The 21,938-nt window shown below is 65.6% G+C and carries 16 protein-coding genes; 13 read left to right on the top strand and 3 right to left on the bottom strand.

Annotation, left to right across the window (positions count from 1 at the left end; genetic code table 11):
* Positions 1–115 precede the first annotated feature (115 nt).
* Positions 116–997, bottom strand: a complete 882-nt coding sequence (locus ABFE16_02865) for a phosphatase PAP2 family protein (GenBank protein ID MEN6344214.1) — start codon at positions 995–997, stop codon at positions 116–118.
* A gap of 188 nt (positions 998–1,185) precedes the next feature.
* Between ABFE16_02865 and ABFE16_02870 the strand changes: the two genes are divergently transcribed.
* Complete coding sequence (locus ABFE16_02870) at positions 1,186–2,733, top strand: AAC(3) family N-acetyltransferase (protein MEN6344215.1); 1,548 nt, start codon at positions 1,186–1,188, stop codon at positions 2,731–2,733.
* Positions 2,734–2,846: 113 nt separating this feature from the next.
* Here the strand turns inward: ABFE16_02870 and ABFE16_02875 are convergent, their stop codons facing one another.
* Positions 2,847–6,269 carry a hypothetical protein gene (locus ABFE16_02875; protein MEN6344216.1) on the bottom strand — a complete coding sequence of 1,141 codons (3,423 nt, stop codon included), beginning with the start codon at positions 6,267–6,269 and terminating at the stop codon, positions 2,847–2,849.
* Positions 6,270–6,450: 181 nt separating this feature from the next.
* On the opposite strand from ABFE16_02875, the gene folP reads away from it, so the two are divergent.
* From folP to ABFE16_02925, 10 genes are all read left to right on the top strand, one after another.
* Positions 6,451–7,371: a dihydropteroate synthase gene (gene folP, locus ABFE16_02880; protein ID MEN6344217.1), complete on the top strand. Its 921-nt coding sequence runs from the start codon at positions 6,451–6,453 to the stop codon at positions 7,369–7,371.
* A complete protein-coding gene (locus tag ABFE16_02885) occupies positions 7,368–7,964 on the top strand; it encodes a 5-formyltetrahydrofolate cyclo-ligase (protein MEN6344218.1) in 597 nt (198 codons plus the stop codon). The genes folP and ABFE16_02885 overlap by 4 nt, the downstream gene beginning before the upstream one ends.
* A gap of 37 nt (positions 7,965–8,001) precedes the next feature.
* Positions 8,002–8,373 carry a dihydroneopterin aldolase gene (gene folB, locus ABFE16_02890; GenBank protein MEN6344219.1) on the top strand — a complete coding sequence of 124 codons (372 nt, stop codon included), beginning with the start codon at positions 8,002–8,004 and terminating at the stop codon, positions 8,371–8,373.
* Positions 8,374–8,482: 109 nt separating this feature from the next.
* Complete coding sequence (locus tag ABFE16_02895; protein MEN6344220.1) at positions 8,483–9,622, top strand: oligogalacturonate lyase family protein; 1,140 nt, start codon at positions 8,483–8,485, stop codon at positions 9,620–9,622.
* A gap of 23 nt (positions 9,623–9,645) precedes the next feature.
* Positions 9,646–10,287 (top strand): cyclodeaminase/cyclohydrolase family protein, encoded by a 642-nt coding sequence (locus tag ABFE16_02900; GenBank protein ID MEN6344221.1) that lies wholly within the window; start codon positions 9,646–9,648, stop codon positions 10,285–10,287.
* Positions 10,288–10,407: 120 nt separating this feature from the next.
* Positions 10,408–11,706 (top strand): 3-hexulose-6-phosphate synthase, encoded by a 1,299-nt coding sequence (gene hxlA / locus ABFE16_02905; protein MEN6344222.1) that lies wholly within the window; start codon positions 10,408–10,410, stop codon positions 11,704–11,706.
* 207 nt (positions 11,707–11,913) lie between these two features.
* Complete coding sequence (locus ABFE16_02910) at positions 11,914–12,864, top strand: 2-dehydropantoate 2-reductase (GenBank protein MEN6344223.1); 951 nt, start codon at positions 11,914–11,916, stop codon at positions 12,862–12,864.
* 78 nt (positions 12,865–12,942) lie between these two features.
* Positions 12,943–14,487, top strand: a complete 1,545-nt coding sequence (locus ABFE16_02915; protein MEN6344224.1) for a sugar ABC transporter ATP-binding protein — start codon at positions 12,943–12,945, stop codon at positions 14,485–14,487.
* The gene (locus ABFE16_02920; GenBank protein ID MEN6344225.1) at positions 14,480–15,535 is read left to right on the top strand and encodes an ABC transporter permease; all 1,056 of its coding nucleotides are present in this window, start codon (positions 14,480–14,482) and stop codon (positions 15,533–15,535) included. The genes ABFE16_02915 and ABFE16_02920 overlap by 8 nt, the downstream gene beginning before the upstream one ends.
* 110 nt (positions 15,536–15,645) lie before the next feature.
* The gene (locus tag ABFE16_02925; protein ID MEN6344226.1) at positions 15,646–16,692 is read left to right on the top strand and encodes a substrate-binding domain-containing protein; all 1,047 of its coding nucleotides are present in this window, start codon (positions 15,646–15,648) and stop codon (positions 16,690–16,692) included.
* Between the two features lie 8 nt (positions 16,693–16,700).
* On the opposite strand, the gene ABFE16_02930 is transcribed toward ABFE16_02925, so the two are convergent.
* A complete protein-coding gene (locus ABFE16_02930; protein MEN6344227.1) occupies positions 16,701–17,309 on the bottom strand; it encodes a methyltransferase in 609 nt (202 codons plus the stop codon).
* Between the two features lie 80 nt (positions 17,310–17,389).
* On the opposite strand from ABFE16_02930, the gene ABFE16_02935 reads away from it, so the two are divergent.
* Both ABFE16_02935 and ABFE16_02940 read left to right on the top strand, forming a co-directional pair.
* Positions 17,390–18,235 (top strand): MBL fold metallo-hydrolase, encoded by an 846-nt coding sequence (locus tag ABFE16_02935; protein MEN6344228.1) that lies wholly within the window; start codon positions 17,390–17,392, stop codon positions 18,233–18,235.
* A gap of 129 nt (positions 18,236–18,364) precedes the next feature.
* Positions 18,365–21,865 carry a hypothetical protein gene (locus tag ABFE16_02940; protein MEN6344229.1) on the top strand — a complete coding sequence of 1,167 codons (3,501 nt, stop codon included), beginning with the start codon at positions 18,365–18,367 and terminating at the stop codon, positions 21,863–21,865.
* Positions 21,866–21,938: the final 73 nt, after the last annotated feature.

Consider the following 21,938-nt stretch of genomic DNA (forward strand, 5'->3'; position numbering starts at 1 on the left):
CGCCGCCGGAATCCGCACGCTCCGGTCCGCAACTGCAGTGGATGCCCGACCGGCCCCAGGCAACCACCAAGGCCGGCGCCCGACGGTAGCACCCGAGCAAACATAGGCAGACGCTTCAGGAGGTCGCTTCCGTGCTGGAGGCGGCCTCCTTTCGTTTGCGGAGGGCTGTGAAGAGGGTCGGGAGCAGGAAGGCGCAGGTGAAACCGATCAGAGCATAGCGGAGGAAGTCGGCTGGAGCGCTGTCGCCCAGGAGCATCTTGACGCCGAAGCGGATGACCATGAGCGCGGAGAAGGCCAGGACGAACTTCAACACCTGCACGGGCAAGGAGGCCCGAGGATCATAGCCGCCCCGGGCCTCCAGGAGGACATAGCCGACCGCCGAGCCGAGGAAGGACCCGGCGGCCAGGACACATACATCGACCTCTCGCCCCAGGAACCCGGCGACAAGTGAGCCGACGCAGATGACGAAGATCCACACCCGTGGCGTCCACTTCGCACCGGCCAGTCCCCAGCCGCCGGCGATGATCAAGTAACCCAGCAACACCAGGCCGCCGATGGCCATTCCACCGACCACGTCGGCCGGCCAGTGCACCTGTAGATAGAGGCGCGAGAAACCGATCAGCAGGATCAGCAAGAGACATGCGAGGCGTGTGGACCAGCGCGAAGCACGGATTGCCATGAGGCCCCAGACCACGGTCGCGTTCTGAGCATGGCCGCTGGGGAAGGAGTCTCCGGTCGCGGTACCCAGGCACATCGGGTGCAACTGATCCGGGAAGGCGACGAAGGGTCGCGGAGTGTGTGCCACGAGCTTGACGGCACCGTTGAGGAAGGCGCTCGTAAGGAAGACGACAAACAGGTGGAAGCCGTAGCGGTGGCCGACGCACAGATAGATGACGGTCAGAAGGACCATGTAGGCCACCTCTGAGCCGAGGAAGGTCGCCCCGGTGAAGAAGGCGTCGGTGAAGGGCGACCGCAGATGCTCTAGCCACTGCAGCAAACCAAGACTGGACGTGCGTATCCACCTCGCTTCGGTTGGGCACAGATCGTGGGGCTGGTTCTTCGTCGCCGCGGGCCACCAGTCCTTTTCCGGAAGCAGGGAAGGACCGTGGAGTCGCGGAATTGCGTGGTTTGCGGTTGTCGTTGCAGTCTCGTGTAGACTGAACTGTCAAGCAAGGAGTTCATGCTATGCCCCTGACTCGAGAGGCTATTGTTCGTGGCTTGCAGGAGCTGGGCGTTCAGCCCGGCATGGTGGTGATGGCCCATGTGTCCCTGTCGGCCTTCGGCGAGATTGAGGGTGGCGCCGACACGCTCATCCAGGCCCTGCTTGATGCAGTAGGCCCGCATGGCACGCTGTGCATGCCCGCGATGTCGGGCGAACAGCCCTTCAACGTGACGACCTCGCCCTCCAATACCGGCGTGGTGACGGAGCGCTTCCGCTCCTGGCCTGGTGTTGTGCGCGGGCTGCACCCGACACATTCGGCGTCCTGCCTCGGCCCGAAGGCGGAGGAACTGGTTCGCGGCCACATCGACCAGCCGACTGCCCTGGGACCCGAGTCGCCCTGGGGACGAGTAGCGCAGTTGCCCGAGGGCCACATCCTGCTGCTGGGCTGCGACCAGGACCGCAACACGCTGCTGCACTCGGCCGAGGAGGCTGTTGACGGGCCCTACCTGCACACGATCACGCGGGATTACCTCGACGAGAACGGCCTGCGGAAGACCAAGAGCCTGGCGCGGTTCCCTGGCCCGCATCGCGACTTCCTTGGCCTCGACGGGCTGTTCCGTGAGGCTGGGGCGATGAGAGTCGGCAAGGTTGGGCGGGCGATGTGCCGCCTGATGTCGGCGGGGAGGATCCTGGAACTCGCCACCGCCGCCCTGCGACGCGACCCGGCAGCGGTCCTGTGCACGAACCCCAACTGCCAGGACTGTGTGCGCCAGCGGTCCGACATCTTCCGTCACCGATTCGCGGCCGAAGACTTCACCCTCGCAGCCGTGGTGGATGATCTCGGCTATCCGGTTGCCGATCTGGCCCAGGCGATTGCGCTGATCCAGAGCCAGGGCATCGACTGCATCGAGCTGGGCGAGCAGATCACTGAGCAGTTGGGGACCCTCGCTTCCGATCAGCTTCCGGCGGTCGCGCGGTCCATCCACAGCGCCGGCGCGAGTGTGTCGACGGTGAGCTATCCGGGTGGGCACAACCTCACCGAGGCAATGCGCCATGCCGCCGACCTTGCCCAGGTGCTCGGAGCGCGGAGAGTGAAGCTGCCGCGAATCGGCCGCGAGGAGCATGAGAGGGAGGAAGCACTGGAGGGCATCGCGGCCCTGGCGACGGAACTGGCTGCCGAGGGTCTCGAACTCCTGGTGGAGAACTGGGCCGGCTCGCTCTTCGACAACAGATCGACCTGCGAAGAGCTCGTGGCGCGAGTGCCCGGCGTGCGACTGGCCTTCAACCCGGCGCACTTTTGCCATGCCGGCGAGAAGCCCTTCCTGCAGACCTACTACAAGGGCAAGCTGAAGAGCTCTGTCGGGCAGTTGTACCTCAGCGACGGCTGCCGGCCAGGTGGCACGCCCTACACGCTGCCCGGTGAGGGACAGGGCGAAGTGAAGGAGCTGATGTCGATCCTACGCTGCCGCAGCTTCGACGGCACCTTCTGCCTCACCCTGGGCAACCGGACGGGCAGAGAGGCCTTCCTGGAGCACGCGAAGGCCTTCCGGCATCTGCTCGACACGCTGTAGCACGGCGGACAGAAGACCGCGCAGCTAACCATCCGACCAAAGCAAAGCGCGGATCCGGCGGGCTCTGAAGAGTCCGGGGATCCGCGCTTTTGGTTGCGTATGGGCTGCCGGTGCTACGCCGGTTCGGGAACACTCAACTCGTAGTAGAGGGTGTTCGTGTCGGTGCCGACCTCAAAGATCAACTGTCCGGCCTCGTAGCGCGTCGGGACCTGCTTGAGACGCTTGCCGTCAGCGCCGATGGTCCAGACCTCCATGTCGCGCTGGGTGGTGCGGATCGACACCTGCGCCCGGATGGGCTCGCAGAGGATCGGCCCCTTGCCGGAGCTCACGGCCTTGGTGCGCATCAGGTTGTAGGTGAGGCCGGTGTTCTCGGCGCGACCGACGGTCGTCAGCAGAAGTCGCTCGCTGGTGCGAATCGGCGAGTCCGAGAGCGAACTCAGGGCCAGGGTCGCGAAGGGCGTCCGGCAGGTGACGGTAAGGTCGTCGGTCGACACCGCACCGACATCGCCGAGGTAGCCGAAGACCGCCTGGCTGCGGGGCGAGTTGATCTTGCCGATACGTTGCTTGACGCTGCGCCAGATCTGGCCGGTGTCCGACTGCCGCAGGTCGTCGGTTGTGGCGGGCTTGTCACTGACCTGCAGGACCTTCGTGCCCGGAGCTGCCGGGGAGGCAGCACCCGCGGTGTCGACAAGCGCCCCTTCGATGCGGTCTTGCTCCACCAGGGCATTGTAGGGCGAGACGCCCCAGGGAGCGGGCGAGGCTGCACTCTGGGCAAGGTCGAGCGGGATCTGCACCTGCACGGCCTCCTTGGCCACAGAGACATCGCCACGCCGGAACATCAGCGCAGCATGGGGGAAGAGCCCGAAGCGTGCCGGATCGTTGAAGGTCTCGAAGGCGCCGCTGAGGTGCTCGATGGGCGTCGAGGAGCTGTGCCGGTAGGTGTAGACCGTGAGGCCGTTCCAGTCCTGTAGCGCCGACATCGCGCCCATCCAGCAGGGGAGCTCGGCTCGCCACTCGTTCGGCCAGGGCTCGTCCCATTCACTCACGAAGAAGGGCTTGCCGGCCAGTCGATTGAAGGCCAGGCCTCCGAAGAAGGTGGACTGTCCACCGACCATCGCCCGGTTCGCGACGGCACCGTCAGACGGGTGGTTCCAGTAGGTGTGGGAATCGGTGTAGGCCATGTCGCGCAGCGCCGCCAGCAGCCCGGCGTTGCGGCTCCAGTTGCTCCCCGTCATCGGTACGCGCACCCCGACTTCCTCGCGCAGGTACCGGCGCATCTCCAGGTAGTAGTTGCGCTGCACCTCGACGAGGAAGCGCATCAGGCTGTCGGTCATCCTGCGGAAGTCGATCTGCTCGGGCGGCAAGGTCACGCCGTTGCGTCGGGCCCAGTCGCGGTACATGGCCTCGAAGCGCGTCCGATAGGGCTCGAGGGTGACCTGCTGAGTGAACAGGTCGTTCTCGTTGGCAAACTCCATCATGGCGATGCCCGGGTCGTCCTTGTAGGCCAGCTTCGTGTAGGGGTTCACGTGCGTCCACAGGTTGTGCGAGAACTCCTTCTGCAGCTCGATGAGACGCGGATCGAAGTTGGAGTAGGGCTTGCCGCAGGCCCCGAGTTCGCCGGGCTTGTCGACCCCGTCGCCCGTCTTGAAGTAGCGGTTCACAAGCTGGTCGAGGTAGATGTAGATGCCCTCGCGCTCCAGACAGTAGACCAGGTAGTCGAAGCGGTCGAGATTCTCGGGGTCAAACTCGCGGGTGTTGTCGGCGGTCTTCTTGAAGAAGTGGCGCTCGGCCCAGGGAGCGTCGGCATGATGGGTGCGGACGATGTTGACGCCGAAGTCTGCGAGGCGACGGGCGATCTTCTCGGCCTGGTCATGAGACGGGAAGTTCGCGCCTGCAGAGAAGCAGGTGCCCCAGAAGCGGATTGGCTCGCCGGTGTCGGAGAGGACGAACTTGCCGTCGCGGACCGTCACGAAGCCATGCTTGCCCGCGGGCTTGTCGTTGAGGAAGGCGACGGAGACCGGCGCGGAATCCCAGGGAAGGGTGTAGGCGAACCAGTCGGTCGTGTCGGACTTGTTGGTGGCAGCGGCCTCGTTGAGGACGATCTGCAGGGGTGAGTTGAGGGTGAAGGTGAAGGTGCGGTCGATGGTCTCACCGGCTGGAACCTGCCCGCCCTCCTCTTGACGGCGGAAGTTGAAGCGCAACTCGACATCGGTGCCGCCCCAGCCCCGTCCATCCTGGATCAGCAGGCTGCTGGGCTGATCGACCGCCAAGACGAAACCGTAAGGCTTGCCCGGCGCGACTTCGATTCGAGACACCTTGCCATTGTACAGGAAGTTCTCCTTGAGGGTCGTGGGGATGACGCTCTCCTTGGGTCCGTCGGGAGTCTGCAGCAGGAGGGGCTCACCGGCGTACTTGCTCAGCGAGAGGCTGAAGGAGGTCTGGTAGCCGTTGAGGGGCACGGCCTCGGGGAAGCTCAGCCGGTAGCGCAGGCCCAGGGAACCGTCTGGCTCCGCCGTCGCGGCTTCGGTGAAGTTCATGACGGCGGTACCGCCACCGGGGACTGCGAGAGAGCCGACCACGAAGCGAGCCTTGGAGGTGCCGGAAGCCTGGGCGTCGGCGGCGGTCTGCTCGGCGTAGGTCCAGTTAAGACCGTGGATGGCGAGCTTGGCCGACAGGAGGGTCTCGTCACGGGTGCCAAGGCGGAGCTCACCCTTGCTCTGCATCAGCACAAAGGGCTTGGTCAGGTCGAGCGAGAACGGCGGCGTCATCTGTGTCACCACCTTCTCAACCTCGGCGGCCGGAAGGACCGCCACGTGGAAGCTGCGTCGTCCCTGCAGGCCGGGCATCACTCGGCCTTGCTGGAACAGGTGGAAGCGCACTTCGTACTCCTTCGCGCCAAACTGGCGGTTGTCCTGAACCATCACAGACCCGAGCACGTCGGAGGCGATGACCAGGCTGGTGCCGTCGCCCAGATCCGCGGTGAAGGCCGAAGCGTTGCCCGACAGGCCTGGTTCGCCGACCTTCGGGAGGGCGTACTCGGTCTTCTCCGGCGGCAGCGTCGCTCGTCTGCCCTCGAAGCGCGCACAGGGAAGGCTGAAGCTGACGTAGGCGCCCTGAATGTCGGTGGCGGCGGAGAAGTCCAGGGCATAGTCGAGCTTCGCGCCCTGTGGCGCTGCGCTGGTGGTCACCGTGTAATGCAGGCTGCCCTGGCAGTTCGCGGGCAAGGGCAGCTCGCCGGTGGTCACGTCGCCGGCGCGGGAGGCCTTGCCTCCGGAGGCGATGCTCGCCTGGCTCCAACCGGGGCCGTGCATGCTGATCGTGGCAGTAGTTAGCGGAGCCGAGTCGGAGAAGGATACGACGCCCGAAGGTCCAACCTGGAAGCTGACAGGAGCTGCCTGAAGGACCAGCGCGGGAGCGAGCAGGACCAGGATACCGCACAGGATCGGCAGGCCCTGGGGATGAGTGTGCGCCATGACGAGGCCACCTCCGAGGGTGATGCTTTGAGTGCTGATAGGGTTCTTCGCAAGGAGAGGCATGTTGACCTCTTGGGGCGGCACCTCACCCCCAGCCCCTCTCCACGCGGTGGAGAGGGGAGACGGCGACGGCGAGACGGCGTGAGCAGTGGACCGTCAGCTTCCCCACGGCGGCGGACAGGCCCCAGGGCTCAGCAAGGGAGAGCAGGACGTCGCTTTGTGCTATCATAGGGGCACTATGAGCATGCCGAAAGCAGCACTGATCCCCCCGGTGCGGTTGCGAGATCGTGACCTGATCTTCGGAGCCCACACCTATGTGATGGGGATTTCCAACCTTACCGACGACTCCTTCTCGGGCAACGGACTGCACGGTGACGCCGCTGCTGCCCTCGAGGAAGCCCGGCGTTTCGTCGCTGAGGGTGCCGAGATTCTCGACCTGGGGGCGGAGTCGACACGGCCCGGCAGTGACCCGGTGCCGGTTGAGCAAGAGGTCGAGCGGATTGTGGCGGCTGTGGAGGCGATCCGCGGAGACAAAGACCCGCGAGTTGCGACGGTCCCCATCTCGATCGACACCATGAAGGCCCCGGTCGCCCATGCAGCGTTGGAGGCCGGTGCCGACCTCCTCAATGATGTGTATGGCCTGCGCGGCGAGGGCATGATCGAGGTCTGTGCGGAGTTCGGCTGCCCGGTGATTGCAATGCACATGAAGGGCATGCCCCGGGACATGCAGGTCGCGCCGAAGTATGAGGACGTGGTGGCCGAGGTGAAGCAGTTCCTGGCCGAGCGGATTGAGGCCTGCGTCGCCGGCGGAATCGCGCGAGAGCAGATCATCCTTGACCCCGGCTTCGGCTTCGGCAAGACAGTGGGACACAACCTGGAGCTTATCCGGCGGCTGGCTGAGTTCCGAAGTCTGCAGCGGCCGATCCTGCTGGGTACCTCGCGCAAGTCGACGCTGGGGAAGGTCCTGGCACGGAAGGAAGTCGGTCCGCAGGGAGAGACCGTGACCGTGGACCTGCCGCCGGGAGAGCGGATCTTCGGCACGGCCGCAACCTGTGCCCTGGGAATCGCCCAGGGAGCCGATATCCTCCGAGTGCACGACGTGGCGCAGATGGTTCAGGTGGCTCGGATGACAGATGCCGTCGTGAGAGGCTGGCCCGAGGCATGAAGTTTGACTCTGCCCAACTGAAGAAGAGGCTGCGCCGGGAGCTCTTGGCACGGCGCGCTGCGATGTCGGAAGAGGAGATCGCGGCCAAGAGCGAGATGATCCTGTTCCGCGTCGTACAGTCGTGGGAGTACCAACAGGCCGCATCGGTGCTTCTGTATGCGAGCTTCGATTCCGAGGTGCGGACCCCGGCCATCATGCAGGCCACCATGCGGCACAGCAAGCGGCTGATCCTGCCACGTGTCAACCGCAAGGAGCGAGGGCTGGACCTGTACTTCGTCGAGGAGCCGGACCGGCAACTCGCGCCCGGGACCTGGAACATCCCGGAACCCGTGCCGGAGCTGTGTGAGCCGGCCGGGCTTGCGGATGTTGACTGCATCATCGCCCCCGGCGTGGGCTTCGACATTCACGGCGGTCGCTTGGGCTACGGTGGCGGCTACTACGACCGGCTGCTCAACGCGCTGACACCGGAGCAGGCGAGGGTAGCGGTGGGACTGTGCTTTGAGGCGCAGATCGTCCGCGAGGTGCCGCGCGGGTTCTTCGATGCCTCGGTGTCGATTGTCTGCACCGAAGTGAACCTGATCGATAACCGCTGAGTGTCGGCGTCGGCAAAGGCCGCCGCCGGAGGTATTCATGGGACGAGACCGGATTCGGATCGTGAACATGCAGTTCTTCAGCCACCACGGCGTCGACCCCAAGGAGCGCGCCCTGGGTGGCCGATTCTCCTTTGATGTGGAGCTTGTGCTCGACCTGCAGTCCGCGGGAGAGACCGACGACCTGACCAAGACCGTGGACTACGCCGCCGTGTACCGGCTAATTGAGGGCTTGCAGCGCGGGCGCCAGTTCCTGCTGCTGGAAGCGGTAGCACACAACATCGCTCAGGCGATTCTGGCGGAGTTTGCCGTCGAGGAGGTCACCGTCAGGGCTCGCAAGCACAGCGTGCCCCTGGCCGGGATGATTGACTACACCGAGGTGGAGATCACTCGCAGCCGCAGGGAAGTGTGAGCTCTGGGCGGGCAGACGCAACACACCGACCGTGCGCGGCTTGCCGGAGCAGTCACAGGGCCAAGGCCCGGGAGACACACCAGTACCGAGGATTCTGGGAGGGTGAGTCATGCCGAAGGGAGACACCTGGCCGTCTGAGATCCAGGAGTATACGGAGCCGGAGACCGGCGTCCGCGTCCGTCGCCTCACGGGCAGCAGTGCCGACGATCATCACCTGTACTTCACCGCCAGCAGCTACACCGCCGACGGCAAGCACATCGTGTTCGGCTCCGAGCGCAGCGGGAAGTCCCAACTACACCTGCTGGACCTGGAGACCGGCAAGATTGTACAGCTCACCGACGACGACAAGGTGCGCTCGCAGTCGTCGGTGGTGCATGGCGAGAAGAACCTGGCCTACTTCATCTGCGGCCAGCAGCTGCGGTCGGTGAACCTGGACACGCTGGAGGAGGAAGTGCTGTATGACTGCCCGGAGGGCTTCGGCATCGCCCTCCCGACGATCACGGCCGACGGCAGCCATCTGGCCTTCGCCTACTCAGAGAAGCTGACGCTGAGCACCGAGACCGGCATCATCTACAGCACCATGCACGAGCATTTCTTCCGCCGCCCGGCGAGCGTGATCATGCGCATCGAGACGGAGACGGGCAAGGCTCTTGCCTGCTGGGGTGAGCACGCCTGGATCAGCCACGTGTGCATCCATCCGACGGATCCCGACTTCATCCTCTTCTGCCACGAGGGGAGCTGGGGCCACGTCAAGCAGCGCATGTGGACGGTTAAGGTCGGCGAGACTCCGGCCCAGGCCCACAAACTCTACGCGCAACAGAACAACGAAAGCGTCGGTCACGAGTACTGGACCCGCAACGGCGAGGTCGGCTTCCAGTGCTCGGTGCGGTCCGAGGGCGAGACCCTGGCCTTCGACTGCTTCGTTCGCCGCGACGGCACCTGGATCCGCCAGTACCTGTGGCCCAGCGGCCAGCGCGCCTCGCACATCCAGAGTAACTCGGACAACTCGCAGGTGGTCGGCGACTCCGCCTTCCTGGGGCCTGACGACGCCGATGGGCGTAACTGGATGGGCCTCATCACCCACGAGGAGGGGCGGTGCAAGGTAAGTCGCCTGTGCCGACACGACACCTCGTGGAAGACGCAGATCAGCCATCCGCACCCGATCTACTCGCCGGATGACCGGTGCGTGCTCTTTACCTCGGACACGGGCGGAACCTGCAACGTGTACGAGGCGCAGGTGCGAGAGTAACCCGAGAGGGAGGCGACGCCTCGGTGGTGCAGGCAAGGCTGACAGAGAGTACGGTTCGCGAGTACACGGCCCGGCTGGCTTCCGGTGAGCCGACGCCCGGTGGTGGAAGTGCTGCGGCGCTGGTGGGAGCCCTGGCGGCGGCGCTTGGCGAGATGGTCGGCAACTTCACCGTCGGCAAGGAGAAGTTCGCAGCGGTGGAGGAGGAGGTGCGGGCGATTCTGGCGGTGCTGACGGTCCAGCGGGAGAAGCTACTGGACCTCACGGACGAGGATGCCGCAGCCTATGCCGGAGTCGGCGCTGCCTATGCGCTGCCCAAGGGCACCGAGGAGGAGAAGGTCGCCCGGACAGCGGCGATTCAGGAGGCGCTGCGAGCTGCCGCCCAGGTGCCCCTGGCGGTCTGCGACGGCTGCCTGTCAGTGATGGGGACCCTGGAGGACCTGCGCGCCAGGGGGAATCCGAACCTGCTCAGTGACGTGGCGGTCGCCGCCGAGTTCTGCTGCGCGGCCATGCGCTGCGCCTGTCTGAATGTTGACGTGAACCTGGCGTACCTCAAGGACGAGGCCTACGTCGCCGAAACTCGCGCCGCGCTCGATGAGCGCAGGGAGTGTCTGGAGAGCGTATCACGTGCGCTCTTCGACCGGATCCTTGCGCAGATTCGCGGCTGAGGTCGTGTCCTGAGGAAGCCGTGAAGACCGACCTGCGGACCCTGGCAGGCCGTTGATACGTTCCCTGAGACCGGCCGTGATCACTGGCGCCGGCTATCTGGGATTCTGGGAGTGGTAGCCATGGAGAGTAGCTTCCCGGTTGTGCAACTGGCCCTCGACTTCATCAACCTCTCGCAAGCTCTGCGAGCGGCGAAGGAGGCCGTGGAGGCTGGATCAATCTGGCTGGAGGCGGGGACTCCGCTCATCAAGAGCGAAGGGCTCAATACCGTGCGGACGCTGCGCGAGCAGTTCCCCCACCATACGATCATCGCGGACATGAAGATCATGGACGCGGGCCGCACCGAGGTGGAGATGGCGGCCAACGCCGGCGCGAACGTGGTGGCGGTTCTCGGCGCTGCCTCGGACTCGACGATTGAGGAGTGCGTCGAGGCCGCGCAGCGCTACAGCGTGCAGATCATGGTCGACCTGGCCGAAGTGGCCGACCCGGTGGCACGAGCCGTCCGGGCCCAGGAGCTCGGCGCGCATATCATCGGCGTCCACTGCCCCATTGACGTGCAGATGCGCGGCGGCGACCCCTTCGAGACCCTGGCCGCCGTGGTGCAGGCGGTCACCCTTCCGGTCGCTGTAGCCGGCGGGATCAACTCGGAGACCGCTGCGACCGCCGTGAAGGCCGGCGCGAGCATCGTCATCGTCGGCGGCGCTATCAACAAGGCCCCCGACGCCGCGGCAGCCACGAGGCAGATTCTGGCGGCAGTGAGCACCGGAGTCGGCGTAGCCACCGACCTGTACAAGCGTGGCGGCCCCGAGAAGATCCGCGAACTCCTGAGCAAGGCCACGGCGGCCAATGTCTCGGATGCACAGCACCGCAAGGGCTGGCTGCCGGGGATCATGCCCCTCGACCCGGACATGAAGTGCGTCGGCCCGGTCTTCACCGTCTGGACCTACCCGGGCGACTGGAACAAGCCCGTGCAGGCCATTGACGCGGCGAACCCCGGCGACGTGCTGGTGATCGATGTGCGCGGCGAAGGCCCGGCAGTCTGGGGCGAAGAAGCCACGAAGTCCTGCATCAGCAAGGGTCTCGCCGGAGTCGTGATCCACGGGGCCGCGCGGGACTCCCGTGAGATCCGAGAACTGGGCTTCCCGGTGTTCTCGTCGCTGGTCTGCCCGGCAGCAGGCGACCCCAAGGGCATGGGCATGCATGGTGTGACCCTTAAGATCTCCGACACCGTGATTCGGCCGGGCGACTGGGTGATTGCCGACACCGATGGCGTGATCATCATCGCCCAGGAGAAGGCCGTGGAGACCGCCAACCGTGCCTCCGGCGTCGTTGAGCGCGAGTCGCGCGAGAAGACCGAGATCGACAAGGGCTCGACCCTGGGACGCGTCGCCGAACTGGAGAAGTGGGAGCAGAAGCACTGAGGCGGCATGAAACACGACCCACACGGCCTGGTCCACATCCCTAGGGCGCAGGGGCTCCGCCCCTACAACCCCGCTGGGGCCCAGGCCCCAGACCCCTCTTGCCGTGCGGATTCCGGGCAGAAGCTCCGCTTCCGCTGCCGGAATCCGCACGCTCTGGGCCGCCATCCTCTAGGTGGGTGGGTCCAACTGTGACCCGGGTTGGTTCGCATGTGCGGTAACCCCAGGATCGTCATCGTCGGACCAGGAGCAATGGGCTGCGGGGTGTCTGCGCTGCTGCAGGAGCGCGGCGCCTCCGTGGCCCTGCTGGATCACCGGCCGGAACGTGCGGAATACCTCAAGGCAAGCGGCATCGACGTGCATCAGGAAGGGCAGTGGTGGAAGGTTCGCCTTCGCTGCTCGGCGCAGCCGACGGACCTCGGGACGCCCGACCTCGTGATCGTGCTGGTCAAGGCCTACGCGACCGCTTCTGCCGCTGAGACCTTGAGGCCTTGCGTGGGGCCGAACACCTCCGTGCTGACGCTGCAGAACGGGCTCGGGAACTGGGAGACGCTGCAGCGGGTGCTGGAGCCCGGCAGCAAGCGCGACAGCAGTATCCTGGCCGGGACGATCGTCATGGGTGCTGCGACGGAGGCGGTCGGCAAGGTCCGCATCTCCGGTGTGGGGCCGATTGTGCTGGGGTCACCGACCGGCGATCACGACCGGGCACGGCGAGTGGCGGAAGAGCTGGCACGGTTCTGGCCACGGGTGCAAGCAGTCGAGGACGTGGAGGCGGCCCTGTGGCGGAAGGCAATCGCGAACGCTGCCATCAACCCGCTGACGGCGCTGCACGAGGTGCCGAACGGTCGCCTGCTTGAGGAACCCGATCTGCGAGCCGACCTGCGGAAGCTCGTGGAGGAAGCTGTGGCAGTCGCCCGGGCCTCGGGCATCGAGCCCTTTGAGGCAGACCCGATCGAGGCGGTCGAAGGAGTCTGTCGGCTGACCGCCGCGAACCACTCCTCTATGTTCCAGGACCTCTCGCAGGGCCGACGCACGGAGATCGACCAGATCAACGGGGAGATCGTGCGCCGTGGAGCGGCGGCCGGCATTCCCACGCCCCTGAGTGAGGCGCTGGTGGCACAGGTGAAGGCTCGCGAAGGAAGGTCACAGCAGAAACCCTAGCGAACTGCTGCCTTCAGGGCGAGACTGGCCCCAGGTTCCTTGCAGAGCGCAGCCCGAAGTGCTTCAGGGGCGTGATCCATGGTCAGCGCTTCCGTTGCCGAGCCGCAACCCTTGCTGGTGATGCGGCAGATCCGCAAGTCCTTCGCCGGTGTGCAGGCTCTGCTTGGGGTGGACTTCGAGGTGCGGGCCGGCGAAGTTCACGGGCTTGTCGGCGAGAACGGTGCCGGCAAGTCTACTCTCATGCGTATCCTCAGCGGCGCCGTCCAGCCTGACGGCGGCGAGACCCTCCTCGACGGTATCTCGGTACGCTTCCCGACACCGCAGTCAGCACAGGCAGCCGGAGTGGCGATGATCCACCAGGAGCTGAGCCTCGTGCCCAGCACCTCGGTGGCGGCGAACGTTCTGTTGGGTCACGAGCCTCGGGGACGCCTCGGCCTGCTGGACCTGCGGGAGATGAACCGCCGCGCTGCGGAGCTGATGGTTGAGCTGGACACGCCGGTGGAGGTTACCCGGCGGGTCGAGGAGTTCAACATCGCCACCCAGCAGATGATCGAGGTTGCCAAGGTCCTCTCCCAGGATGCCCGGCTGATTGTGATGGATGAGCCCACGAGCGCCCTGGCCGAGGCCGAGGTGGAGAAGCTCTTCGGGATCATCCGCGCCCTGCGTGACCGGGGCGTCGCCATCGTGTACATCTCCCACAAGATGGAGGAGATCTACCAGGTCTGTGACCGCGTGACGGTGCTGCGCGACGGCGAGTACATCGGCACCGCAGACACCCGGGAGCTTCCCCGCGAGCAACTCATTCAGTGGATGGTCGGACGGAAGATCGAGCAACTCTTCCCCAAGAGCCAGGCCCAGCGGGGCGAGGAAGTGTTGCGGGTCGAGGGCATGACGCTCGAAGCCGGAGACGGCACCGGTCGCAAGCTGGTCGACGACGTCTCCTTCTCGCTACACGCGGGCGAGATTCTGGGGCTGGCCGGTCTGCGCGGGTCGGGTGCGAGTGAGTTGATGGGCTGCATCTTCGGCCAGTATGGCGGTCGCGCTCGCGGGAAGGTGCTGGTGGGCGGCGAGGAAGCCGGCATCCGCAACCCGTCCGACGCAATCCGGCAGGGCGTGGCGATGCTGACCAATGACCGCAAGGTGACGGGGCTCGTCCTGCCCATGTCGGTGCTGCACAACCTGACTTTGGCCTCGCTGCCGAAGGCGGCTCCGGGCGGAATCTTGCGCCGCAGTCGAGAGATGCAGATGGCGCAGCCGCTGGTGCAGAATCTGGCGATCAAGGCGGCCTCGCCGGACATCGAGGTCAACTCCCTGAGCGGCGGCAACCAGCAGAAGGTGGCGCTGGCGAAGTGGCTGATGACCGAGCCGCTGGTGCTGCTGCTGGATGAGCCGACGCGTGGGGTTGACGTGGGCGCCAAGGCCGAAGTCTATGAGCTGATGAACCGACTCGTGGCCGAGGGTAAGGGGATCCTGCTGATCACCTCGGAGCTGCCCGAGCTGCTGGCCATGAGCGACCGCCTCCTGGTGATGCATCGTGGCCGAGTGACCGCCGAACTGGGCCGTGAGGAAGCGACGCAGGAGCGCGTGATGGCGGCTGCAATGGAGGCAGGCCCCGATGCCTGACCTCGCAGCCCCTGAAGGCAAGCCGGAGGAGCCTGGACGCCCGCCGAAGTCCGTGCCGGTGCGGTTGCTGGGGGTCCTCGACCGCTACCGTGGCCTGACGGCGCTTGCCGTCGTGTTCCTCCTCGGCGCCTGTGTCAGTCCCCGGAACCTCACTACCGCCCAGATCGTGTTCCTCACCCCCACGAATCAGTCCAACGTTCTCTTCGAGTACGCCGAGATCGGTCTGCTTGCCGCCGGGATGACTCTCGTGATCCTGACGGCGGGGATTGACCTGTCCGTGGGTTCGGTGCTGGGCTTCACGGCGACCATCTTCTCCTTCCTTCTGATCGCCAAGGGCTGGGCGGTGGTGCCGTCTGCGCTGGTGGCGGTCGTGGGTGGAGCGCTCTGCGGAGCGCTCAGTGGGATGCTGGTTGCGCGGCTGCGATTGCAGCCCTTCGTGGCGACTCTGGCGATGATGGCCGCTGCTCGGGGAGCGGCGAAGCTGGTGTCGGGCGGGATCAAGATCGCCAACGGCGCACAGCCCTGGTACGTGATGCAAGACGCGCCGCCGGAGGTCTTCACCTGGATGACGGCGCCGGTTGCCGGGGGTTGGCTGCGACCGGTGACGCTCGCCTTCCTGGCGACGCTGCTGGTCCTGGCTGTGGTGGTGCGCTACTCGCGCTTCGGGCGACACCTGTACGCGATCGGCGGCAATGAGGAAGCGGCACGGCTGTCGGGGATTGCTGTGCGCCGCTCGAAGGTCATGGCTTACCTGCTGTGCGGACTGACGGCGGGGATGGCCGGGGTCTGCAATGCCTGCCACCTGGGGTATGGTGACCCGGAGGCCGGGTTCACTTACGAGCTGGACGCCATCGCCGCCGTGGTCGTGGGCGGTACGAGTCTCATGGGCGGCCGAGGCGGGATGATGCTGACCCTCGTAGGGACGCTCATCATCGGCTATGTGAACAAGATCCTCAGCCTGCTCGGCTGGCAGGAGGCGCAACGGCTTCTGGCGAAGGGCCTCATCATCGTGCTCGCCGTGGTGATCCAGGAGACGAGGAGACGGTAGGAGTCGAGATCGGATTCTGGCAGCTTGTCGGAGAAGGATGTGACGGGCAGGCCGATCGCCGCAGGTTCGTGCAGGGCAGCCGCACCCACAACTAGACTGGGGGTATTTGCATGAGACATGCTGCGTTGTTGGTGCTGATCGTCGCACTCGCCGTGTGCCTGCTGCTGACGGGTTGCTCCAAGGCCAAGCCGCCCTCGGGCGATACCGCAATCCCCTTCGGCAACTTCGACGAGCCCGGCGGGAGACCGAGCACGCTGGGGAACGAAGCTGCTGCCCCGGCGGAGGGTGGCAAGAAGTTCACTCTCGGCATGTCCCAGTGCAGCCTCAACGAGCCCTGGCGGGTTCAGATGAACAAGGACATCGAGGAGGCCGCCAAGGCGCATCCGGAGCTCACCGTCCTGTATAAGGACGCGCAGAACCAGGCAGAGGCCCAGCAGGCCCAGGTACGCGAGTTCATCTCCCAGGGCGTCAACCTGATCATCATCAGCCCCAAGGAAGCCAAGCCGCTGACCCAGCCTGTTGCCGAGGCCATGGACGCCGGGATTCCCGTGATCGTCCTGGACCGCAAGATCGAGGGCGACAAGTACACGTGCTTCATCGGTGGCGACAATGTGCTCATCGGCCGCGAGGCGGGCAAGTACCTTGTGAAGCTGCTCGGCGGCAAGGGCAAGATCGTCGAGCTCAAGGGTCTGGAGACCTCAACGCCCGCCGGGGAACGGCACAAGGGCTTCATGGAGGGCATCAAGGGCTCCCAGATCGAGATCATCCATACCGCCGACTGCCGCTGGCTGGAGCCCAATGCCCAGAAGGAGATGAACTCGGTCCTCACCAAGTTCGCCCAGATCGACGCGGTGTATGGGCATAACGACCCGAGCGCTCACGGAGCCTGGATGGCCGCCAAGCAAGAGGGCAAGGGCCGGGAGAAGACCATCAAGTTCATCGGGATCGACGCGCTGCCACACGAGGGCGTCAAGTACGTGGAAGAGGGGATTCTGGCCGCGACCTTCGAGTACAAGACCGGCGGCAAGGAAGCCATCGAGATGGCCGCCAGGATCCTCCAGGGCGAGAAGGTGCCGAAGAGCATCGTCCTGGGCACACGCCTGTTCACACCGGAAAACGTGAAGCAGGGCGGTCAGGAGATCAAGGTGGGGTCCTAGCCCCCGCCTCAGGAGGCTGCGGAAAAGCGGATAACGCGGTAGCCGCTCTTGACCTCCGCGGTCCGGGTGTCGGCGAAGCAGGGTGACATATCACGGGCGAGGGTCTTGATTCCTTGCTTGGTTCGCCCTACTATCCACAGGGTCCCGCCGGGAGTGAGCCGCTTGCCGGCGTCCTCCAGCAGCGCCATGACCTGGACCTTGCCCACACGGTAGGGCGGGTTGCACAGGATTGTGTCGAAGCGACGGTCGCCGAGGACCTCGAGGGCATCGCCGGTGAGGACCTCGGTATTGGCTAGTTGGTAGCGTTGGCAATTGGTGCGGGCCAGATCGGCGGCACGGGGGTTCACGTCGACCAGGGTAACCTGACTCTGCGGAGCCAGCACGGCCGCCAGGATACCGAGAAAGCCATAGCCGCAGCCCAGGTCGAGAACGGTCTGGGCGGCCGAGACGTCAAAGGTGCGGGCAAGCACCATGCTGCCGGTGTCGATGCGCTCGCGGGAGAACACGCCCCGATCGCTCTGGAGCAGGAAGGTCTTGCCCCGGACTTCGACGCTGATTTCGACGGGATCGGGCTCGGACTGGGGAGCGCTGGAAAAGTAGTGATCGGTAGCGGGCATAGGCGCATTATAATACCAAGTCCGCGGTGGCGGCCAAGGTTTTGGGTGGAGGGTAGTGAGGGATCGGAGGAGGTGAACCCATGCTGGTGACCCTGTGGGGCACACGCGGGTCGGTGCCTGCGCCCGGTGTCGGGACTGTGCGCTATGGCGGCAACACGTCCTGCGTGGAGATCAAGTTGGCAGACGGCACCGAGCTGATCCTGGATGCCGGGACAGGGATCCGCCGGCTTGGGAAGAAGTTGGTTGCAGAGGCCGGGCCGCGGCCGCTTTTCGTGCTGATGAGCCACGCCCACTGGGACCACGTGCACGGGTTCCCGTTCTTCAAGCCCGCCTACGAACCGGGCTGGACGCTTCATGTCGCAGGCTCCTCGCGCTCCCTCAAGGCGATCAAGGACCTGCTGTACACGCAGATGAACGGGCTGAACTTCCCGGTGGAGTTCGGCGAACTGAAGGCCGAGATCGATTTCATGGCCCTCGGTGACACCGCCGCCTCCATCCGGACGGCGCGGCTGGAACTGGGGACCTGCGCCCATCCCGGCGGCTGCACTTCTTTCCGCATCGTCGAGGGTGGCGGAACGCTGGTACACATGACGGACAACGAGCTCTCCGCACCGGCAAGCAAGGCCAAGGCCCATCGGGCGGAGCTCGTGGCCCTGTGTCGCGACGCTGACGTGCTGATTCACGACGCGCAGTTCCTGCCGGAGGAGCTTGCTCGTCACGCCGGTTGGGGCCACTCGACGTATCTGGAGGCGGTGGAGCTGGCCGCTGAAGCCGGTGCCAAGCGGCTGGTGCTCTTCCACCATGACCCGGATCGTACCGATGACCAGATTGAGGAGATCGAGCGGCTGGCTCGGGAGCATATCGCCCGGCAGGGCTACCCGCTGCAGTGTGAGGCAGCCCGTGAGGGCCTGGAACTGTGCATCTAGGGCGGACCTTACTGTCGGCTGATGCCACCACCTCTGCCGCCTGTGCCGACAGCTCCGGAACATCCTGACGCGAGAAGTCGTCGAACCCTCGCGCGACACCACTGGGGAACTACTCTGGTACCTCATCACGTGACACGTCCTGCCTGCCGACTACCGTGGCCGCTCAGCGGCGGACCTTCGCGAACAGCGCTTGCTGCGCTGTTCGTGCTTGTCCTGCTGCCCTTTGGCGGTGCGTCGCTGCCGACCTGGGCACAGGACTCGACGACCCCGGAGACGCCCACTGCGCCCGAGGCCACGAAACCCGACACAACGGCCACTGCGCAGGGCGAAGCCAAGCCCACGACAGACGAAGGCAGCGGAACCGAGGAGCCGAAGGACGCCGAGGGCGACAAGGACAAGACCGAGCCCGAGGCCACCAAGCCCGCGGACTCCACTGCAACCACCACCGCCACACCCGCACCGACCACCGAGCAGCCACCCGCTCCTCCTGCAGCGGGCACGGCACAGCCTGCGACTGCCTCCGGTCAGCCGCCCAAGGGCGGCACGCCCGGCGAGCAGAGCGCGCAGGGCAAACCCGCCAAGGCCCCTGCCGGCGAAGCCGGCGGCATCGAGGGCGTGTTCAGCAAGCTGGGCCTGTTCCAGGGCGTGTCGATCAGCGGGCAGAACACCCTGACCCTCCAGGGCAACAGCCTCGAGGGCTCACAGACCGCCTACGAGACGCAACGGTGGGACACAGGGACCCTGGTGCGGCAAAGCAGTCTGCACCTGGAGGGACCGGTCTGGAAGGAGCTGGCCTTCACCGCCGACGTCTCCAACAGCGGCTGGGGCACGAGCTACTCACGCTGGGTGGCGGGGTACGTCGGCCATGACAGCGCGCTCCTGTACGGCGACCTGGACCTGAGCCTGTCGGGGAACGAGTTCGTCGAGTTCCGCAAGTCCACCAAGGGCTGGCAACTCGACCAGCGACTGCCCTCCGACGGCTTCATGCGGGGGTTCTACATTCGCGAGAAGGGCGTCGTGCGGAACCAGACCTTCGTGGGGAACGACACTCCCGGGCCTTACTTTTTGACCTACACCCCGATCATCGAGGGTAGCGAGGTCGTGAAGGTCAACGAGAGCATCGTGCGGCTGGGCACGGACTACACCCTCGACTACGACTCGGGCCAGCTCACCTTCGAGCCCGTCAACGGCCAGTCGCGAATCATCAGCGCCTCGGACACCATCTCCGTCAGCTACCAGTCCCTGGGCTACCTCAACGAGGGGCCGGGCGCTATCTACGGGATGCGGGCCGAGATGCCCCTGATGAACGAACGGCTGCTGGTGGGTGTGACGACCCTGCAGCAGACCAGTACCGCCAGCGGCCACGCCTCGGACACGGTGAGCTATCAGGAGGATATGTACACCGGGACGGGTAGCACCGGGCCCTTCGACACCAACTTCCGGCCGATCATCGCCGACGGCACGAGTGTTGTCTATCAGGGCGTGCGCAAGGTCATCGACAAGCCGCTGGTTGTCCTGGTAGACGGTGCCGAGCAGGTGGAGACGGTTGACTACGATGCATACCGGAGCATCGGCCGCGTCATCTTCCGGCGCGCAGTGCCGCCCACCTCGATGGTGATCCTCCGCTACTACTACAGCATCGATGACGAGAGCGCCAGCACGGGCGACAAGAAGCTGTGGGGCGTCGACATGTCCTACCAGCTCGCGAAGGGAACGAACGTGCTTCTGAACTGGGCCAACAGCTCCGGGGAGAAGTCCAGTTCGGACGGCAGCGCCCTTTCGACCTCAGTGGACTTCAGCCATGGCCCCGTGCGGTTGGTTGGCGAGTACCGAAACGTTGACCCGACCTTCGGCTATGTGGACACGGTGGGCTTCCAGCGCCACGAGAAGGGCACCAACTTCAGCGGCGAGTGGCGGCCCTCACGTTTCATCACTCTGACCGGCCGCCTCTCCAACCTGGACAGCGACAGCGGCTACTCCTTCGGCTACAGCGGCTACGGAGGGTCCTCCACCGCAAGCGCGATCGCGACCTCCGAGGCCGATACCGCAGCGACCTCCACAGCGCTGGACGTGAACGCCCAGCGGGCTGACTTCGGCTTCGAGCTGAACTACCCGAACCTGCCGCGCTTCAGCTTCCAGCGCAACACCATGGACAACACCAAGGCGTCCACCAGCGAGAGCCACTACACCACGGACTCGTACACGATGAACTGGGCGCCGACGGGGGCCAAGTACACCGCTCGCGCCAGTCTGAACCAGACAGCCCAGTACAGCCTCAGCGGCACGAGCGCGACCCGTCAGGGTAGCGACACCGACCAGCTTCAGACCTCTTTTACCTACAACCCCACCAGCAAGCTCTCCTTCTCAGCGAGCTTCAACCGCAACCAGTCCAGTGCCCTGGAGACGGTGAACCAGTCCTCCTCACACAGCACCCAACTCTCGGCGCACTGGGCGCCGAGCGACAGCCTCTCGATGGACCTGAGTCGCAGCATTTCGAAAACCGACGGGCGCGTGACCAGCAGCTACTACAGCAGCTACACGACGGCCGCAAGCGCCGTCCGCGATGGGACTGTGGACACAGCGATCACTCCGGGTGGTGGCGGCACCGGTGGCGACGACGAAACGGAGACGCCCAGCAGCCAGGACATCAACGATCGGCTCACTCTGAGCTGGCGGCCCAACAGCAAGATGAGCTGGGATATGAGCCTCGGTCGCCGCAAGTACGTCAGCACGGGCAGTCAGGGCTACCTGGCCGACAGCAACCAGACCTCCTGGAGCCTGGGAGCGTCCTGGACCCTCTCGGAGGCCATGAATCTCAACCTGTCGGTGAGCTCCGACCGCACCGAGTACCTCGACGCGGGTGAGGGCACGGTCGACAACCGCTCCTACGTGTTCTCGACCAACTACCGCAAGCCGGGTGAACGCTGGGGCGCGGGGCTGACTCTGAACGTACAGGACGGCAGTAGTCCGACCTACGTGGGCACAGGACGGCTGCAGAAGTCGCGAATCGTGGCCACCAACCTGTTTGATGTCAGCGGGCAACTGTCCTACGACCTCAAGAAGGGGATCACGATCACCGGCAGCGCGGGCATCTCGGACTACTCCGGCGGCTACGCCGATTTTCGCAAGGCGAATGGCGAGGTCAAGATGCGCTACCAGCTCAGCGACACGACGGGGGTCGACTTAGGCTACCGGTTCATTCGCAACGTGTCGCGGCTCGGGCCTGACAGCCTGATCTTCGGCACCTCCAGCAGCGGCCAGAACTACATAGCCAACACCTTCTCGCTGACGCTGAGCACGAACTTCCGCGGTGGCATCGGCGCGAGGGGCGCAGGCATGGGCTCCAGCGTCTCCAGCAGCCCGGGGACCTTCGGCGGCTACCAGTCGAGCCTGCAGCAGACCACCAGCGGCAGGAGCGGCTTCTCCAGCAGTGGCGGCTACGGGATGAGCCGATTCGACAAGCTCAGCAGCCAGACCCAGAAGCAGGAGAGCAGCCTCTTCAGCTCACCCTTCGGCGGCGGCGGCACCAGTGGCGGCGTCGGCGGATTCCGCAAGCGTCCGCAGCCCGGCGCCAAGGCTGCAGAGGTCGAGGACTGGATGACGCTGGACGACAACCTGTCCGCCTGGTAGAGGCATCGCGACAGCACCCCGGCGGAACCGGGGACGCCTCCGGCCAGTCAACAGAGACATACCACCCGGACGC

The organism is Armatimonadia bacterium (assembly GCA_039679385.1).
In the GTDB taxonomy this organism is placed as follows: Bacteria; Armatimonadota; Zipacnadia; order Zipacnadales; family JABUFB01; genus JAJFTQ01.

Coding starts and splice junctions, on each gene's coding strand:
- ABFE16_02870 (MEN6344215.1), top strand. CDS start 1,186: ATGCCCCTGACTCGAGAGGCTATTGTTCGTGGCTTGCAGGAGCTGGGC.
- ABFE16_02875 (MEN6344216.1), bottom strand. CDS start 6,269: ATGCCTCTCCTTGCGAAGAACCCTATCAGCACTCAAAGCATCACCCTC.
- folP (MEN6344217.1), top strand. CDS start 6,451: ATGCCGAAAGCAGCACTGATCCCCCCGGTGCGGTTGCGAGATCGTGAC.
- ABFE16_02885 (MEN6344218.1), top strand. CDS start 7,368: ATGAAGTTTGACTCTGCCCAACTGAAGAAGAGGCTGCGCCGGGAGCTC.
- folB (MEN6344219.1), top strand. CDS start 8,002: ATGGGACGAGACCGGATTCGGATCGTGAACATGCAGTTCTTCAGCCAC.
- ABFE16_02895 (MEN6344220.1), top strand. CDS start 8,483: ATGCCGAAGGGAGACACCTGGCCGTCTGAGATCCAGGAGTATACGGAG.
- hxlA (MEN6344222.1), top strand. CDS start 10,408: ATGGAGAGTAGCTTCCCGGTTGTGCAACTGGCCCTCGACTTCATCAAC.
- ABFE16_02910 (MEN6344223.1), top strand. CDS start 11,914: ATGTGCGGTAACCCCAGGATCGTCATCGTCGGACCAGGAGCAATGGGC.
- ABFE16_02915 (MEN6344224.1), top strand. CDS start 12,943: ATGGTCAGCGCTTCCGTTGCCGAGCCGCAACCCTTGCTGGTGATGCGG.
- ABFE16_02920 (MEN6344225.1), top strand. CDS start 14,480: ATGCCTGACCTCGCAGCCCCTGAAGGCAAGCCGGAGGAGCCTGGACGC.
- ABFE16_02925 (MEN6344226.1), top strand. CDS start 15,646: ATGAGACATGCTGCGTTGTTGGTGCTGATCGTCGCACTCGCCGTGTGC.
- ABFE16_02930 (MEN6344227.1), bottom strand. CDS start 17,309: ATGCCCGCTACCGATCACTACTTTTCCAGCGCTCCCCAGTCCGAGCCC.
- ABFE16_02935 (MEN6344228.1), top strand. CDS start 17,390: ATGCTGGTGACCCTGTGGGGCACACGCGGGTCGGTGCCTGCGCCCGGT.